This is a genomic window from Cupriavidus sp. 05T42, from assembly GCF_056396345.1.
Genome location: NZ_JBFTLH010000003.1, coordinates 256,428 through 271,803, shown reverse-complemented (window position 1 = coordinate 271,803; position 15,376 = coordinate 256,428). Strand labels below are relative to the sequence as shown.

Genomic DNA, 15,376 nt, shown 5'->3' with positions numbered 1-15,376 from the left:
TATCCGGGTATAAATTGTGGACGTCATCACGGGGAGCCACCATGAGCCCAATCGATCATCTTCCGTCCCATACCGCCTTCGAAGGCCATCGTCGCCTCGCCTCCGGCCCGCTCGGCGTGGTTGCGCTCGCGGTCAGGCGGGCGATGGAGGGGGGCACCAGCGACCCGGTGCTGGTGTTCGACAACGCCACCGGGCGCACCATCGACATCGACACACGCGGCAGCGATGCGGACATCGTCGCCCGTTTTAGCCCGGAGGGTGGGCGTGCCGATGCCGCCGATCAGGAAGACGCCCCGGACGCGCCGCGCGGCAGGGGCCGCCCCAAACTAGGCGTCGTGGCGCGCGAGGTCACGCTACTGCCGCGCCACTGGGACTGGCTCGCCCAGCAGCCGGGCGGGGCCTCCGTGGCGCTGCGCAAGCTCGTGGAAGAGGCACGCCGCGCCAATGCCCATGGCGATAACCGCCGCGTAGCGCGGGAGCGCGCGTATCACTTCATGTCCGCCATCGCCGGGGATCTTCCGGGCTTCGAGGAAGCGTCCCGCGCGCTGTTCGCGGATGACCGGCAACGCATGGACGAAATGATCGCCGGCTGGCCGGAGGACGTGCGCGGGCATGTGGTGTGGCTGGGGTTTGGGGGTGGTGCGGAAGCCAGGAGGCAGCCATGAAACCATTGCTCGCTGGCGGATGCCTGTGCGGTGCGGTCCGTTACTCGGTAAATGACGAATTCGCCTACGCGTTGAACTGCCACTGTTCAAATTGTCGGCGCTCGACAGGCTCCGCGTTCAAGCCCTTCGCAGGGATCGAGCGCGAAAAATTGCAGATCACGCAAGGCGAGGACGAGGTATTGATTTTCGGTGACGCAAAGGCGTCTCACGATGTCCGTTGCAAGCGATGCGGAAGCCTGATGTTCTCGGTGGTTCGTGATGGCGCCTTCGTCCACGTCACCTTGGGCACGCTCGCCGACACGCCCAGCATTCGTCCCAGTGCGCATATCTTCGTGGGCTCCAAGGCGCCGTGGTATTCGATTACTGACCAACTGCCACAGTACGATGAATTCGATTAGACGGCCGGCGTCATCTCAGACAAACGCAGCGCAATCGATTACGCTTTACCCTTTCGACAGCGTTGGTGAAGGTGCTCATGACAAGAGACGACAAGCTGCGGCAGATCGCGGCGGAATTCGGATTTGATCCGGACGAGGAAATCAAGATCGGTGGAAAGTACACGCCTGTTTTGGTGGATGGGAACGTAGCCTACGTTGCTGGCCAAATCCCGCGAGTTGGGGAAACGGTGCGCTTCGTTGGCGTAGTGGGCGACTCCATTTCGCTCGACGAAGCGCGTCGTGCAGCAGGGACTTCGACGCTGCGTGCCCTGTCTCTAATCAAGAAAAGCTGCGGAACGCTCGACGCGATACAGGCGGTGCCGCGCATCACCGTATTTGTGCGAAGCGCGCCAGACTTCACGATGCAAAGCGAAGTCGCCGACGGCGCCTCTGACGTCTTGTATGCGGTGCTTGGCGACGTCGGCATACACACTCGCTCGTCTGTTGGTGTATTGCAATTGCCAAAAGGCGCGTCGATAGAAGTGGATTTTATTTTTACGGTGCGGCCTGTGTAGTGGGGCTCTATAGCACCTGCCCCGGCGCAAGCACCCCCGAGGCCGATAGCGCAGAGGCAAGCCAGGCGGGGCTTGTCTCCGCGCCGGATTGGATATTGGCAATCCGTTTGCGTTCTGCTTCCAGCTTATCCGCCGCAAGTTCAAGTATGGTGGCGACTTTCTCGCGTTCGATCACGACCACGCCGTCGGCATCTCCCACAATCAGATCGCCCGGGCGTACGGTCACGCCGCCGCATTGGACCGGGTGATTGATCAGGCCGGGGACAAGCTTGGTCGGGCCATTGGCATTCGTCCCGACGGCGTACATCGGGAAACCCAGTTCGCCAATCTCGTCGCGATCCCGCGCGGCCGCGTCCAGAACGACCCCTGCCACGCCCTTGGCCCGGCACTGGTTCGCCATGATCGCGCCCATCAGGGCGCACGTCTGATCCGCCTTGCCATCGACAACGATGACATCGCCGGGTCTGGCCATCGCAATTGCGGCATGAATCATGAGGTTGTCTCCGGGGCGAACCTCGACGGTCAGCGCCGTCCCGCACAAGCGGGATCGAGGATCCAGCGGCGCCACGCGGCCGTGCATGCCGCCGCGGCGGCCATTGACATCCGCCAGCAGCGAGGAGGCGAATTGCGAAGCACGTGCTACGAGGTCCGGTGATACACGCGCGATATCGGTCACGATGGCGCGGAAGTCCTGGCTGTCTTTCATCGGGATTCTCAGTTTGCGGTAACGTTGGCGGCCTTGATCACGCCCGCCCACTTCTGTCTGTCGGCCTTCAGGAATTCTCGGAACTTCTCCGACGAGTTACCCACGACCTCCATGCCATCCTGTTGCAGTCGCTGCGCGATATCGGGCTGCCGCAGCACCTGCTGCACCTCTTTTTGCAGCCGTGCGACCACCGGAGCCGGCGTCCCCTTCGGCGCACACAGGCCGGTCCAGGCCACGGGCTCGAAGTCCTTCACGCCCGCTTCGGCAAACGTCGGCACATCGGGCAACCCGTCCAGCCGATGGGAGGCGGCGACGCCGAGTACCCGCAACTTGCCCGACTTCGCGTACTGCAAGGAGCTGATCGGCTGGTCAAATATGAGGGATACCTGGCCACCGAGCAGGTCGGCCATGGCCTGGCCGGTGCCCTTGTAAGGCACATGCACGATATCAATCCCGGTACGCAGCTTGAGCATCTCGCCCGCGAGGTGGCCCGCCGTGCCATTGCCAGAAGAGGCGTAGTTGAGCTTGCCGGGGCTCGCCTTGGCATAGGCGATCAGCTCCTTGACGTTGTGGATGTTCAGCGACGCGTTGACCAGGGCCACGTATGGCGTATTGGCAATCAGCGACACCGGCACGATGTCCGCCTGGGCGTCATAGCTCATCTTTTGCAGGCTTGGCTGGATCGACAACATGCCTGTGGTGCAGATCATGAGCGTATGGCCATCGGCGGGGGCCTTGAGCATGGTGTCGGCGGCGATGTTGCCACCCGCTCCCGGCCGGTTGTCGATCAGCACTTGCTTCCCCAGCGCATCGGCAAGTTTCGGCGCGATCAAGCGGGCGACGATATCGTTCGAGCCCCCCGGCGAGAAGCCGATAAGAATGCGGATCGGCCGGGTTGGCCAGGCTTCCTCCGCCGTCGCAACGCTTGTGGCGGCAAGCGAGACACAGACGGCAAGGAGCTTCAGAAAAGCTGGGCGAATCAGGGGGCTGGGCAGGCTGCGCATGATGTTTCGTTTCGTCGTTGTAGAGGAAGTGTTGCGCTGGCGGAACTGTCGGCGGATCTCTGCGGATCTCTGCATGTTTGTAAGGTGTCTTCGTGGCGGCGCTACGCAAGCAGGGTTTCGGCCGCGTGCGCAATGCGCCGGGTGCCTTCTGCCAGCACTTCCATGCTGGTGGCGAACGAGAGCCGGAAATGGGTATCGACCCCATAGGCAGAGCCAGGCAGGAAGGCGATGTTGGCCGCGTCAAGCGACCAGGCTGCCCATTGGTCACTGTTCCGGATGGCGAGGCCTTCGCTGGTCCGGCGTCCGAAAAGGCCGGCACATGACGCGAAGAGATAGAAGGCACCGGCTGGCGGTTTGCACGCGATGCCCTCGATACGGTTCAGCGCTTCCACCACGAAGTCGCGGCGTTGCCGATAGACGTCGCGGTTCGCCGCGATAAAGTCTTGCGGCCCTTCCAGCGCGGCGAGCGCAGCGGCCTGCGCCACGGCATTGGCGCACGAAGTGCTTTGCGATTGCAGCTTGGTCATGGCCTTGATCAACGCTGCCGGCCCGCCGGCATAGCCAATTCGCCAGCCGGTCATGGCATAGGCTTTCGATACGCCATTGATCGTCAGCGTCCGGTCGGCCAGTTGCGGGCACACCTGCGCGATGGTGAAAAACCCCGTGCCGTCGTACATCAGGTGCTCGTAGATGTCGTCGGTCATGATCCACACATGGGGGTGGCGGCTCAGGACTTCGCCGAGCGCGACCAGTTCGTCACGGCTATAGGCCGCGCCGCTCGGATTGTTCGGCGCGTTCAGCATGAGCCAGCGGGTACGCGGCGTGATGGCGCCCTCCAGCGACTGTGGCGTTAGCTTGAAGCCCATTTCCGGCGAGCCGGGAACGAATACGGGCGTACCGCCCGCGAACAGCGTGATGTCAGGATAGGACACCCAGTACGGCGCGGGAATGATGACTTCATCGCCGGCCTGCACCGTGCATAGCATCGCGTTGAAAATCACTTGCTTTGCGCCAGTGCTGACGATGATCTCGCTGGGCCTGTAGTTCAGCGCGTTTTCGCGTGAGAACTTGCGCGCAACCGCCTCTCGCAGTTCGGACGTTCCGCCCACATCGGTGTAACCGGTTTTGCCCGACTGCATCGCCGCCAGGGCGGCCTCGCAGATGTGCGCGGGCGTGGCAAAGTCCGGCTCTCCGGCCGTCAGGCCGATGACATCACGGCCGGCGGCCCGCAGCTCGCGGACGCGCTGCCCTGCCATGGAACTGGGGGATGGTTTGATGCGGTTGAGTCTGTCGGCAAGCTTCAGCATGGGCGGTTCACTGGTGGATCGATGGACACCAGTATGTGAGCCCTCTCCGCATGCCACAAACGAGTAATAAGATTGCTTTGCTATTCTTTAAATTCCTGGATTGCTTCATAGTGGTGCCTAATCCGTCATTCAATGGGTGAAAAAACCGTGAATGTGACATTAAAGCAACTTGAAGCCTTCTATTTCAGCGTCACGAGCGCGTCATTCACCGTCGCGGCCGCCAAGCTGTTTACGACGCAATCAGCCGTCTCGAAGCGCGTGATCGAACTCGAACAGGCACTGGGCGTGCAACTGGTGCACCGCATGCCCAAGGGTCTCGTCCCTACGCAGGCTGGCGCGCGGCTCATGCCGATTGCCGAAGAGTCGATGGTGCTCAAGGACCGAATTGCGCGAGAGGTCGGCCTGGACAACGAAGTGCGCGGCACGTTCCGCATCGGCGTGACCGAACTCGTGGCGCTGACATGGCTGACACGCCTGTTGCGCGAATTGAAGTTGACGCACCCCGCACTCGAGATCGAGCCCGTGGTCGATGCTGGCCTAAGCCTGTTCGCCGCGCTGGAAGCCAATACGATTGATCTGACCATTTTGCCCGGGACGTACTGGGGCGATGCCTACCGGTGTGTCGAAGTTGGCCGGGTGGAGGATCTCTGGATGGCCAGCCCAAAGCTGGACATCCCCGATCGCCCACTCAAGCCCAATGAGCTTGCCGAATATCCGGTGTTGCAACAGGCGGCCGGCTCTGCAAAGAATGCGTTCTATGGTTCCTGGAACCGTGAACACGGATTCCAGTTCAAGAAGGTCTTTTCCACCAACAGCCTCACGGTGTTGCGGGAGTTAACGATCGAGGGACTGGGCGTCAGTCAATTAGCGGTCGACTACTTCGCCTCGGATATCAATGACGGCCTGCTGCGCGTAGTCCGGACCGATCCAATGCCGCCTCCCCTCATCTACTCGGCCGTGTATCGGCAATCCGGTTTCTCGCGGGCCCTGGATGTCATCTCAGAAACGGCTGGCAATGTATGCAATTTCAAGCGGGGACCCTATGACCTTGCGGAAAGGCGGGTACGCATGATGCGGTAAGACAGCGCACGCGAATCGCTCTTATCGGGACGCGATCCACACGCCGTACGCCACAGCAATCCACGCCGCCTCGCGGCTCACGTGTGACAGACTGGTGCTTTCCAACGTCGCCTTGCGAAGACCCCCGTGAACCTCCGAAGCTTCCAACCAGGCGATGAACCAGCGTTGTTCCGCGTGTTCTTCACCGCCATCCACGAAATCGCCGCCAGGGACTATTCCCCCGAGCAAATCGCAGCCTGGGCGCCAGCCGACTTTGACATGGCCCTATGGGCACCGCGGGTCCAAAAGCTCCGGCCCTTCGTCGTCGAACTAGATAATGAGATCGTCGGTTATGCCGACGTTCAGCCCAACGGCTACATCGATCACTTCTATGTGTCGGGTTTCCATCCCCGGCAGGGAATCGGGACCCTGCTGATGACGCGTATTCACGAGGAGGCCGTGAATCTGGGGATAACGGCACTCACCTCAAACGTGAGCAAGACGGCCGAGCCCTTTTTCGCGCGCCACGGTTTTCACGTGGTCGAACGGAATTTCCCAGTCTGTCGGGGCGTGACGCTGGAAAACGCCCTGATGCGGAAGATGCTTTGACCAAAAAAAAGCCCGCGACGAAGCCGTCGCGGGTGCGGGTACAAATGTCGAGGGGTCAATCACGACAAGCACATTGTCCATGAATGTATGAGACATGGCGTCCCCTCGCACGGAGGGCACGCACTCTGAGTGAAGTGACTATTGAGCCGCTTCTCGCAGCGCCTCCACCAGCGACGTCATCAATTCGTTATCTTCCAGCCCCCGTCGCCACATGAGGCCGACGGGCGGCAAGTCCCAGCTCAGCGCAAAGGGCAGGGTGGCGGCACCGCCCAGTTCCACCAGTTCGGCGGCCACCGAGCGCGGCACGATGGTGATGGCGTCCGGCTGGCGGCGCAGCAGGGTGGCCATCGGCTTGATCGAGTAGGTTTCGACCGTGGGCAGCGGCGGCGCCACGCCGGCCACCGCGAACATCGTATTGATGGTGCGGCGCACCGGCGTGTGCGGGGGCGGCAGGATCCAGTCCCGCTCCGACAGGCGTTTCCAGTCCAGCCCCGCCCGGGAGAGCCGCGCGGCGGCGTCCGCCGGCACCACCAGCACCGGTTCCTCCCGATACAGCGGCTGCTGGACGATATCCTCGCCCGCCAGGTAGAACGAGCGCGCGATCACGCAATCGAGTTCGTGCTGGCGCAGCGCGTTGACCAGTTCGTCGGTGGTCCCCTCCCGTACCAGCATCGAGATGCGCGGCGTGTGGCGCAGGCCGAAGTCCAGCGCGGCATCGAGCACGCCGCGCGCCACGTAGGGAATCACGCCGATCCGCAGCCGCCCGCGCAGGCCGGCCTCGATCACCGTCAGCTCGCGCCCCAGCGCCTCGGCATCGGCCAGCGCCGTGCGCGCGTGGGCCAGCACGGCCACGCCGGTCGGTGTCGGCTCCAGGCCCTGCCGGGTGCGGGTGAACAGCGGCGTCAGGAAAATGTCCTCGATCTCGCGCAGCGCCTTGGTCACGGCCGGCTGGGAGAGATTGAGTTCGGCGGCCACGCGCGAGACAGAGCGCTGGCGCTCGAGCGCCAGCAGCAGCGGCAGATGGCGCAGGCGCAGGCGCGAGACCACGTTGTGGAGCAGCTTGTCGGACGAAATGGGCATGATGGCGAAGGAGCGATATAACCAAATGGTAATGCAACAATAATTTTTTCGCCGTTTGCAGTTATTCCGGGCTCCTATACTCAAATGCATTCGATACCAGTCATTAGGCCATGTTCACCACCCGTCCGGAAATCGTTGGCACCTTCGGCGTTGCCGCCTCCACCCACTGGCTTGCCACGCAGACCGCGATGGGCGTGCTCGAGCGGGGCGGCAATGCCTACGATGCGGCCGTCGCCGGGGGCTTTGTGCTCCAGGTCGTGGAACCGCACCTGAACGGCCCGGGCGGCGAAGTGCCGATCCTGTATTGGGATGAAAAGACGCGCGCGATGCGCTCGGTCTGCGGCCAGGGCCCCGCGCCCGCGCTGGCGGACCCCGAGGCGCTGCGCGCCCAGGGTATGGAGCTGATGCCCGGCATCGGCCTGATGCCCGCCACCGTGCCCGGCGCGTTCGGCGCGTGGCTGACCATGTTGCGCGACCACGGCACGTGGTCGCTGGCGGACGTGCTCGCGCCCGCCATCGGCTATGCGCGCGATGGCTTCCCGCTGGTGCCGCGTATCTCGCAGGCCATCCTGGCCGTGCAGTCGCTGTTCCGCGACGAATGGCACAGCTCGGCTGATACGTGGCTGCCGGACGGCAAGGTGCCGCGCCCCGGCGCGCTCCACCGGCTGCCGGTGCTGGCCGACACCTATACCCGCATTATCGAGACGGCCCAGTCCGCGAGCGACTCCCGCACGGGCCAGATCGATGCCGCCATGGACTGCTGGTACCGCGGCTTCGTGGCCGAGGCCATCGACGCCTACTGCCGCGACACCCCGGTGCGCGACACCACCGGCGAGAAGCACACCGGCCTGCTGCGCTACGACGACCTCGCCCAGTGGGCGCCCACGGTAGAAGCCCCGGTGACGCTGGACTTCGGCCGCTATACCGTGGCCAAGTGCGATATCTGGAGCCAGGGTCCGATGTTCCTGCAGCAGCTCGGCATGCTGCGCCACGCCGGGCTGGAAGCCCACGCGCCCACGTCCCCCGAATTCGTCCACAAGATTGCCGAGGCCGCCAAGCTGGCGATGGCCGACCGTACCGCCTGGTACGGCGACCCCCGCTTCACCGAAAGCAAGCTCTGCGCGCTGCTCAATCCGCACTACCTGGCCGCGCGCGCGGCGGGCATCGGCGAGCAGGCCGCGCTGACCATGACGGCGGGCACGCTGAAGGGCGAGGCGCCGCGCATGCCGGACCTCGACGTCGCCACGCGCACGCTGGCCACCGCCGACGTGCGCTTCGGCGTGGGCGAGCCCACCTTTGCCGCGCTGCCGCCCGTGACCGAATGGGCCGAGCGCGAGCTGTTCGTGGGCGATACCTGCCATATCGACGTGATCGACCGCCACGGCAACATGGTGGCGGCCACGCCGTCCGGCGGCTGGCTGTCGTCGAGCCCGACGATTCCGTCGCTCGGCTTCGCGCTGAACACGCGCCTGCAGATGACCTGGCTCGAGCCGGGCCTGCCGAACACGCTGGCACCGGGCAAGCGCCCGTGCACCACGCTGTCGCCGTCGATGGCGCTGCGCGACGGGGAGCCGTACATGGTCTTCGGCACGCCTGGTGGCGACCAGCAGGACCAGTGGTCCCTGGCATTCTTCCTGCGTCATGCCGTGCATGGCATGAACCTCCAGGAGGCCATCGACGCGCCGGCCTGGCATATCGATCATTTCCCGGGTTCGTTCTGGCCGCGCCAGACCGTGCTCAACCGCATCAGCATCGAGTCGCGCTTTCCGGCGGCCACGCTGGAGGCGCTGCGCGCGCGCGGGCACGAGGTGCGCGTGGGCGACGACTGGTCCGAGGGCCGCATGTCGGCCTGCTCGCGCGAGCGCGATGCCCAGGGCCGGCTGGTGCTGCGCGCGGGCGCCAATGCGCGTGGGATGCAAGGCTATGCCGTGGGCCGCTGACGGGGCGGCAGGCATGGAAGGTATCGCGATAGCGGTATCGCACAAACAGTCGGCCCGCACGGGGCGGTCCGCACGAAGACAGAGGGAGTTGCAGTCATGAGGTCCGTAGTCAAGAGCCTGCTGTGCGGCGCCGCCGCGCTGGCAATGTCGTTCGCCGCCATTTCGGGGGCTGGTGCCGCCGATGCCTATCCGACAAAACCGATCACGCTGATCGTGCCCTGGGCCGCCGGCGGCTCCACGGACATCCTGGCGCGCGTGCTGTCCGAACACCTGACCAAGTCGCTCGGCCAGCCGGTCATCGTCGACAACCGCCCCGGCGCCTCGGGCAATATCGGCTCGGCCACGGTCGCCCGGGCCCAGCCGGACGGCTACACGCTGCTGATTGGCTCGATGAGCACCCACGCGATGAACCCCTCGCTGATGCCCAACATGCCGTTCAAGGGCGTGGAGGACTTCACCCCGCTGGGGCTGCTGGCCTACGTGACGAACACCATGGTGGTGCATCCGTCGGTGCCGGCGAAGAACGTCAAGGAACTGATTGCCTACGCCAAGGCCAATCCGGGCAAGCTGGCCTACGCCAGCGCCGGCTCCGGCTCCACCAACCACCTGAGCGCGGTGCTGTTCGCGAAGATGGCCGGCGTGGACATGCTCCACGTGCCGTACAAGGGCGGCGCCCCGGCCGTGGTGGATCTCGTGGCGGGCCAGACGCAACTGCTGTTCTCCGCCGGCACCCAGACGCTGCCGCACGTGAAGGCCGGCAAGCTGCGCCTGCTGGCGGTGACAGAAGCCAAGCGCTCGCCGCTGCTGCCGGACGTGCCCACGGTGGGCGAGACCCTGCCCGGCTATGAGCTGTCCGTGTGGTACGGCGCCTTCGGCCCGAAGAACATGCCGGCCGAGCTGGTGACGCGCCTGAACAGCGAGATCAACCGGATCATGACGCTGCCGGAAGTGAAGGCCAAGATGGACAGCATCGGCGTGGAGACCACCACGTCCACGCCGCAGGCGTTCGGCAAGATCCTGCGCCGTGACGCGGACCGCTACGGCAAGCTGATCCGCGAACTCGGCATCAAGGCGGAGTAAGCGTCGATGGTAGAACTCGCCAACCTGGCGCGGCTGAATACGCTGTGCGACCAGTTGCGCCACGCGGCGACGCCGGTGGCCGTGATGGATGCGGTGGGGCAGGCCACGCTGGACCTGCTCGGCCCCGGCCTGCTGACGATCAACACGTGGCAGGCCGAGACCGGCGAGATCGGGCGGCTGTGGTCGTCCGATCCGGCCGCCTACCCGGTGGGTGGGAAGAAGGTCAAGGGCGACACGTCCTGGACGCGCCAGTTGCTGGTGCGCGGCGAGGTGTTCGTCGGCGAGGGCGACGCGGCGCTGGCCGCCGTCTTCGACGACATCGCCGTGATCCGTGGCCTGGGTCTGAATGGCGTGGTCAACGTGCCGCTCTGCGAGGGCGGCCGGGTGATCGGCACCTTTAACTACCTGACCGCCGTGGAAAGCTGGACCGGTGACCAGATCACCGTGCTGCGGGTGCTCGGCCAGATGGCCCTGCCCGCCGTGGCGGCGCTCGCCGCCAACCGCTAAAGCCGCATAAGCCGTTGAACCCCGGCGCCGGCGCTGCTACTCGGTGGTGCTGGCGCTCCAGAAGGCCTGGCTGACCACGCTCGTGGCGCCCAGCCTGGCCACCATCGCGTCCAGCGCGTCGCCCTCCACCGAGGCGGCTGCCAGCACCGCTTCGATCTCCACATCCTGTTCACCGAACGCCCGCACCTCCAGGTCACGGGTGGGGAAGTCGGCCGCATCCAGCGCTTCCTCCAGCAGCCGCATGGCGAGTTTCTGGTGCTCGCGCGCAGTAATCACGTGCACGGTATGGGTGACTTCCACGGCAGGCGTGTCGATGGGCTGGCGGTTGATGCGGTCCACCACGGGCCGCAGCAGCGTGTTGGCGGCCAGCACGAACAGCGCGCCGATGGCCGCCTCCATGATCAGGTCCGCCCCGGCGCACGCGCCGACCGCCGCCGAGCCCCACAGCGTGGCCGCCGTGTTGAGGCCGCGCACATTGCCTTCCTCGCGCATGATCACGCCGGCGCCCAGGAAACCGATGCCGGACACCACGTAGGCCACCACGCGCACCGCGCCATCGTGGCCGGCGAGATGGTTGGCCATATCGACGAAGATCGCTGCGCCCACGGCCACCAGCACATTGGTGCGCAGCCCGGCCGTGCGCTGGCGGTACTGGCGCTCGTAGCCGATCATGCCGCCGAGCACGAACGCGGCGGCGAGGCTGATCGCCGTATCGAGCAGCGATTGCGGATTGATGTTTTGCAGCGCTTCCAGGGACATGATCGCGGACTCCGGGGCCAGGCGTCGCGCGATTGTGTCACAGGGCTATGACCGGGGCAAAGCGTCCGGGGCGTGCCAGACCAGCGGCAGCGCCGCCTCGCGCCAGACCACGCGGTCCGGTATCACGCGCCAGAGCCGTTCGGCGCCTTCCCAGTTGGCGATCTCCGGGGAGTCGGTCAGCACCTCGGCCCGGCCCGAAAGCTGGAGCAGGTTGCCGGTGGTGTAGTCCACGAAGGCCAGTCCGGCAATCGGGTTGGCGGCCAGATTTCCCAGCGTATTGAAGAAGCGGTTGCCCGAGTAGTCGGGAATCGTCAGCCCGCCGTCCGCATCGAGCCGCACGAAGCCGCGCGGCCCGCCCCGGTGCGACACATCCACCTGCCGGCTGCCATCGGCCAGATCCACGTAGGACGCCACGAAGAAGGTATCCGCGCCGGCGATCAGCGCGCGCGCCCGCTCGTCCAGGGCGGGCAGGACCTGCGGCGGCTGGTCGGACGCCACGCCGGGATCGCGCGTGAAATCGAACGCGCGCTGCTGGATGTACTGCGGGCAGTTGCCGAAGCTCTGGCCCACGGCCAGCCGGAAGCGGTCCGGGCCGGTGCGCTGCACGTGGCCGTTCATGCGATTGCGGCGCCGCGTCATGGGATCGATGCCGAGCAGGCCGAGGGCGTTGCCGTCGTCCATGCCGGCGTCGGCCGGGTCGGCGGGCTCTCGCGCCACTGCCACGTCCAGCACGCGCGGGTCCGGGGAGTGGAGGAAGCCGGGCGCCCCGGCGCGCAGCGTGGCCCAGACGCGCCCATCCGGCGCCACCGTGCCGAGCACGACCAGCGGAAGCTGTTGGAAGAAGTCGCGATGCTGGTCGGGCATGTAGTCCCGCACCACGCGCGGGCCGACCTCTGCCATGCGCGCCTGCACGCCGGCGCGCTCCTGCAGCAGGCGTTCGCCGGTATGCCAGGGCAGATCCGGGAGGAGGGCGGCGTGGGAGGACATGTTGGGCTCCGGTAGGGTGGACGGCGGGGGCAGCAATCAGGCGGCGAGCCCGACGGCGGTTTTCTGGAACGGCACGAAGCCGGGCAGCGCTTCCACGCGCGCCAGCCATTGCCGCACGTGGGCGTAGTCGGCCAGATCCACAAAGCCTTCCGGCGCGCTGGCGGTGTAGCTGTACAGCGCCACATCGGCAATCGTCGGCTGATCGGCGGCAATCCACTGGCGGCCTGTCAGCGCGCGGTTCATGCGGCCCAGCACCAGATGCGCACGGGCAATGACCTGCTCGCTGTTCAGCGGCGCGCCGAACACCGTAATCAGGCGTGCCGAGGCCGGCCCGGCGGCGAGGTCACCGGCCGCCACGGACAGCCAGCGCTGCACGGCGGCGGCGCCGGCGGGGGTCTCGGGCAGCCAGTCGGTCCGGCCCAGCGTTTTGGCCAGATAGACCATGATCGCGTTGGAGTCCGGCAGCACCGTGTCCCCATCCACCAGCACGGGCACCTGGCCGAACGGGTTCAGGGCGAGGAATTCCGGGGCCTTCTGGGCGCCGGCGCGCAGGTCCACGTCGATGAGTTCGACTGGCTGGCCGATCAGGGCGAGGAACAGCCGCACGCGGTGCGAGTGGCCGGAGAGGGGGTAGGCATACAGTTTCATGTCGGATCCTGGTTGGGATGGTCCGACTATAGGTGCCTTTCGGCGCACGAAAAACCGCCGCCGGCAGAAGGCACTCTTGCGCCAACGCGAAGAATGCCCAGTTGCCGCCTGCCGAGCCGCTCTAGCGCAGGGACGGCGCGGCGCGCAACGTCTCGATGGCGAGGTCCAGGAAGGCGCGCACCTTGTGCATCGCGTGGCGGCCCTCGCGATGGATCACGTTGATCGGCAGCGGCGCCGGCTCGAAATCGGCCAGCACGACCTGCAGGCGACCGTCGCGCAATTCATCGGCAATCTGGTACGACAGCACGCGCGCCAGCCCGAAGCCGTCCACGGCCGCCGCGATGGCCGAATCGTTGGTGGTGGTCGCCATGCGCGGGGCGAGCCGCGTGGGCGTCATCTCGCTGCCGGCGAGGAAGCGCCATTCCGGCAAGGTGGAGATGCCGGTGGTCTGGATCACGGTGTGCGCCGGCAGGTCCGCCGGGGAGGCCGGCACCCCCTGCCGCGCCAGGTAGGCGGGCGACGCGCAGACCACGCGCCGCACATGGCCGACCGGCACCGCCTGGAGCGAGGAGGCGGGCAGCTCGCCAATGCGGATGCCGACGTCGATGCCCTCGTCGACGAAATTGACGATGCGGTCGATAAACAGGCAGTGGACGTCCACCTCCGGGTAGCGCCGCAGGTACTCGACCACGATCGGCGTGACGAAGCGGCGGCCGAACAGCACCGAGGCCGTGATCGACAGCTGCCCGCGCGGCGCCGCGTGGGCGCCCGTGGTGGCGAGTTCGGCGTCGTCGATCTCGGCCAGGATGCGCCGGCAGTTCTCGTAGTAGGTGGCGCCGGTGTCCGTCGGGCGCACCAGCCGCGTGGTCCGCGTGAGCAGCCGCACGCCAAGGTGGGCTTCGAGGTCGGTAACGATGCGGCTGACCACCGACAGCGAAATATCGAGCTTGCGCGCGGCCGCGGTGAAGCCACCGCTCTCCACCACGGTGACAAAGGTCTTCATGGCCTGCAATCGATCCACGCGCGCTCTCCCCGAGACGATGCGGGGAGTATATCGGGAGACGCCGGCCTATGGCATCGCCTTACGACGCCACCTTGATCCCCGACTGGCTGACCAGCGCCTGCCACACCTGCTGGTCGCGCTTGAGCAGGGCGCCGAACTCCGGCGCCGTGGTGCCGCGCGGCAGCATGCCGCTATCGGCCAGCATCTTGGCGCCAGCCGGGGATTTGACAATGGTCGCGATCTCGGCGGACAGCCGCTGCACCAGCGGGGCGGGCGTTTTAGCCGGGGCGAGCATGCCGATCCAGCCGATCGACTCGAAGCCCGTGAAGCCGGCTTCGGCGAAGGTCGGCACGTTCGGCATGGACGGCACCCGCGCCGGCCCCAGCGTGGCGAGCACCTTGATCCGGCCGGCGTCGCCATAAGTCTTGGCCATCACCGTGGAGACGAAGCCGGCGGGCAACTGCTTGGCGAGCAGGTCCGCGATGGCGGCGGTGTCGCCCTTGTACGCCGCGTGCACGATGTTGAGGTTGGCGCGGCGCTTGAGCAGCTCGCCGTACAGATGGCCGGTGGAGCCCACGCCCAGGCTGCCGTAGGCCGAGCCGGGGTTCTGGCGCGCGTACTCGACGTACTCCGCCAGCGTCTTGGCGGGGATGGCATCGCTGGCGACGAAGACCTGCGCGGCGTCCGCCACCAGCGTCAGCGGCTCGAAGTCGGTCATCGGGTTGTAGAGCGGCTGCGGCTGGATCAGCGGACTCTGGATCAGCGCGGTGTTGGTGAACAGCAGCGTGCGGCCGTCCGGCGCGGCCGAGGCCACAGCCGCCGCGCCGATCATGCCGGCGGCGCCGGGGCGGTTGTCGACGATCACGCTGGTCTTCAGCGAGGCACCGAGTTTGTCCGCGATAAAGCGCGTGATGGCGTCCGTGGAGCCGCCGGGCGGGTAGGGCAGCACGATCCGGATCGGACCGGAGGGGGTGGGCTGCTGCGCCCAGGCGGGGCGGCCGAGGGCCAGGCCGCCGAGCGTGGCGGCGGACAGTTTGAGCAGGGTGCGTCGCGGCGTGTTCATCAGGTGT

General features: G+C 66.3%; 17 protein-coding genes. 8 read left to right on the top strand and 9 right to left on the bottom strand.

The window, feature by feature from the left end:
* Window positions 1–41: 41 nt before the first annotated feature.
* The 3 genes from AC1EJR_RS05420 to AC1EJR_RS05410 all read left to right on the top strand — a co-directional run bounded on the left by AC1EJR_RS05420 (window position 42) and on the right by AC1EJR_RS05410 (window position 1,617).
* The gene (locus AC1EJR_RS05420; protein ID WP_454757967.1) at window positions 42–665 is read left to right on the top strand and encodes a DUF2239 family protein; all 624 of its coding nucleotides are present in this window, start codon (window positions 42–44) and stop codon (window positions 663–665) included.
* The gene (locus tag AC1EJR_RS05415) at window positions 662–1,063 is read left to right on the top strand and encodes a GFA family protein (RefSeq protein WP_092294646.1); all 402 of its coding nucleotides are present in this window, start codon (window positions 662–664) and stop codon (window positions 1,061–1,063) included. Before AC1EJR_RS05420 ends, AC1EJR_RS05415 begins: the two co-directional genes overlap by 4 nt.
* Before the next feature lie 77 nt (window positions 1,064–1,140).
* The gene (locus AC1EJR_RS05410) at window positions 1,141–1,617 is read left to right on the top strand and encodes a RidA family protein (protein WP_441592806.1); all 477 of its coding nucleotides are present in this window, start codon (window positions 1,141–1,143) and stop codon (window positions 1,615–1,617) included.
* A gap of 7 nt (window positions 1,618–1,624) precedes the next feature.
* On the opposite strand, the gene AC1EJR_RS05405 is transcribed toward AC1EJR_RS05410, so the two are convergent.
* The 3 genes from AC1EJR_RS05405 to AC1EJR_RS05395 all read right to left on the bottom strand — a co-directional run bounded on the left by AC1EJR_RS05405 (window position 1,625) and on the right by AC1EJR_RS05395 (window position 4,634).
* Window positions 1,625–2,323, bottom strand: coding sequence for an RraA family protein (locus AC1EJR_RS05405; RefSeq protein WP_092294648.1), 699 nt, complete (start codon window positions 2,321–2,323; stop codon window positions 1,625–1,627).
* An 8-nt stretch (window positions 2,324–2,331) separates the two neighbouring features.
* A complete protein-coding gene (locus AC1EJR_RS05400; RefSeq protein ID WP_454757965.1) occupies window positions 2,332–3,327 on the bottom strand; it encodes a Bug family tripartite tricarboxylate transporter substrate binding protein in 996 nt (331 codons plus the stop codon).
* Window positions 3,328–3,428: 101 nt separating this feature from the next.
* The gene (locus AC1EJR_RS05395; protein WP_477113074.1) at window positions 3,429–4,634 is read right to left on the bottom strand and encodes a pyridoxal phosphate-dependent aminotransferase; all 1,206 of its coding nucleotides are present in this window, start codon (window positions 4,632–4,634) and stop codon (window positions 3,429–3,431) included.
* Window positions 4,635–4,766: 132 nt separating this feature from the next.
* Here AC1EJR_RS05395 and AC1EJR_RS05390 point away from each other — a divergent pair, with 132 nt between their 5' ends.
* Both AC1EJR_RS05390 and AC1EJR_RS05385 read left to right on the top strand, forming a co-directional pair.
* Window positions 4,767–5,714 carry a LysR family transcriptional regulator gene (locus AC1EJR_RS05390; protein ID WP_255370812.1) on the top strand — a complete coding sequence of 316 codons (948 nt, stop codon included), beginning with the start codon at window positions 4,767–4,769 and terminating at the stop codon, window positions 5,712–5,714.
* 126 nt (window positions 5,715–5,840) lie between these two features.
* Window positions 5,841–6,302, top strand: coding sequence for a GNAT family N-acetyltransferase (locus AC1EJR_RS05385; RefSeq protein ID WP_441592804.1), 462 nt, complete (start codon window positions 5,841–5,843; stop codon window positions 6,300–6,302).
* A gap of 138 nt (window positions 6,303–6,440) precedes the next feature.
* Here the strand turns inward: AC1EJR_RS05385 and AC1EJR_RS05380 are convergent, their stop codons facing one another.
* Window positions 6,441–7,382, bottom strand: a complete 942-nt coding sequence (locus AC1EJR_RS05380; RefSeq protein WP_092294656.1) for a LysR family transcriptional regulator — start codon at window positions 7,380–7,382, stop codon at window positions 6,441–6,443.
* Between the two features lie 110 nt (window positions 7,383–7,492).
* Between AC1EJR_RS05380 and AC1EJR_RS05375 the strand changes: the two genes are divergently transcribed.
* From AC1EJR_RS05375 to AC1EJR_RS05365, 3 genes are all read left to right on the top strand, one after another.
* Window positions 7,493–9,322, top strand: a complete 1,830-nt coding sequence (locus AC1EJR_RS05375; protein WP_441643740.1) for a gamma-glutamyltransferase family protein — start codon at window positions 7,493–7,495, stop codon at window positions 9,320–9,322.
* 96 nt (window positions 9,323–9,418) lie between these two features.
* A complete protein-coding gene (locus AC1EJR_RS05370) occupies window positions 9,419–10,402 on the top strand; it encodes a Bug family tripartite tricarboxylate transporter substrate binding protein (RefSeq protein WP_092294660.1) in 984 nt (327 codons plus the stop codon).
* Between the two features lie 6 nt (window positions 10,403–10,408).
* Entirely contained in the window at window positions 10,409–10,909 is a 501-nt protein-coding gene (locus AC1EJR_RS05365; RefSeq protein ID WP_092294662.1) for a GAF domain-containing protein, read from the top strand.
* A gap of 36 nt (window positions 10,910–10,945) precedes the next feature.
* On the opposite strand, the gene AC1EJR_RS05360 is transcribed toward AC1EJR_RS05365, so the two are convergent.
* The 5 genes from AC1EJR_RS05360 to AC1EJR_RS05340 form a co-directional block, all read right to left on the bottom strand.
* Window positions 10,946–11,668: an MgtC/SapB family protein gene (locus tag AC1EJR_RS05360; RefSeq protein WP_092294664.1), complete on the bottom strand. Its 723-nt coding sequence runs from the start codon at window positions 11,666–11,668 to the stop codon at window positions 10,946–10,948.
* A 45-nt stretch (window positions 11,669–11,713) separates the two neighbouring features.
* On the bottom strand, window positions 11,714–12,655 hold the full coding sequence (locus AC1EJR_RS05355; RefSeq protein ID WP_477113073.1) for a pyridoxamine 5'-phosphate oxidase family protein: 942 nt from the start codon (window positions 12,653–12,655) through the stop codon (window positions 11,714–11,716).
* A 36-nt stretch (window positions 12,656–12,691) separates the two neighbouring features.
* The gene (locus tag AC1EJR_RS05350) at window positions 12,692–13,303 is read right to left on the bottom strand and encodes a glutathione S-transferase family protein (RefSeq protein ID WP_092294666.1); all 612 of its coding nucleotides are present in this window, start codon (window positions 13,301–13,303) and stop codon (window positions 12,692–12,694) included.
* Window positions 13,304–13,424: 121 nt separating this feature from the next.
* Window positions 13,425–14,324, bottom strand: a complete 900-nt coding sequence (locus tag AC1EJR_RS05345; protein ID WP_477105280.1) for a LysR family transcriptional regulator — start codon at window positions 14,322–14,324, stop codon at window positions 13,425–13,427.
* A gap of 61 nt (window positions 14,325–14,385) precedes the next feature.
* Window positions 14,386–15,369 carry a Bug family tripartite tricarboxylate transporter substrate binding protein gene (locus AC1EJR_RS05340; protein ID WP_441592800.1) on the bottom strand — a complete coding sequence of 328 codons (984 nt, stop codon included), beginning with the start codon at window positions 15,367–15,369 and terminating at the stop codon, window positions 14,386–14,388.
* Window positions 15,370–15,376 lie beyond the last annotated feature (7 nt).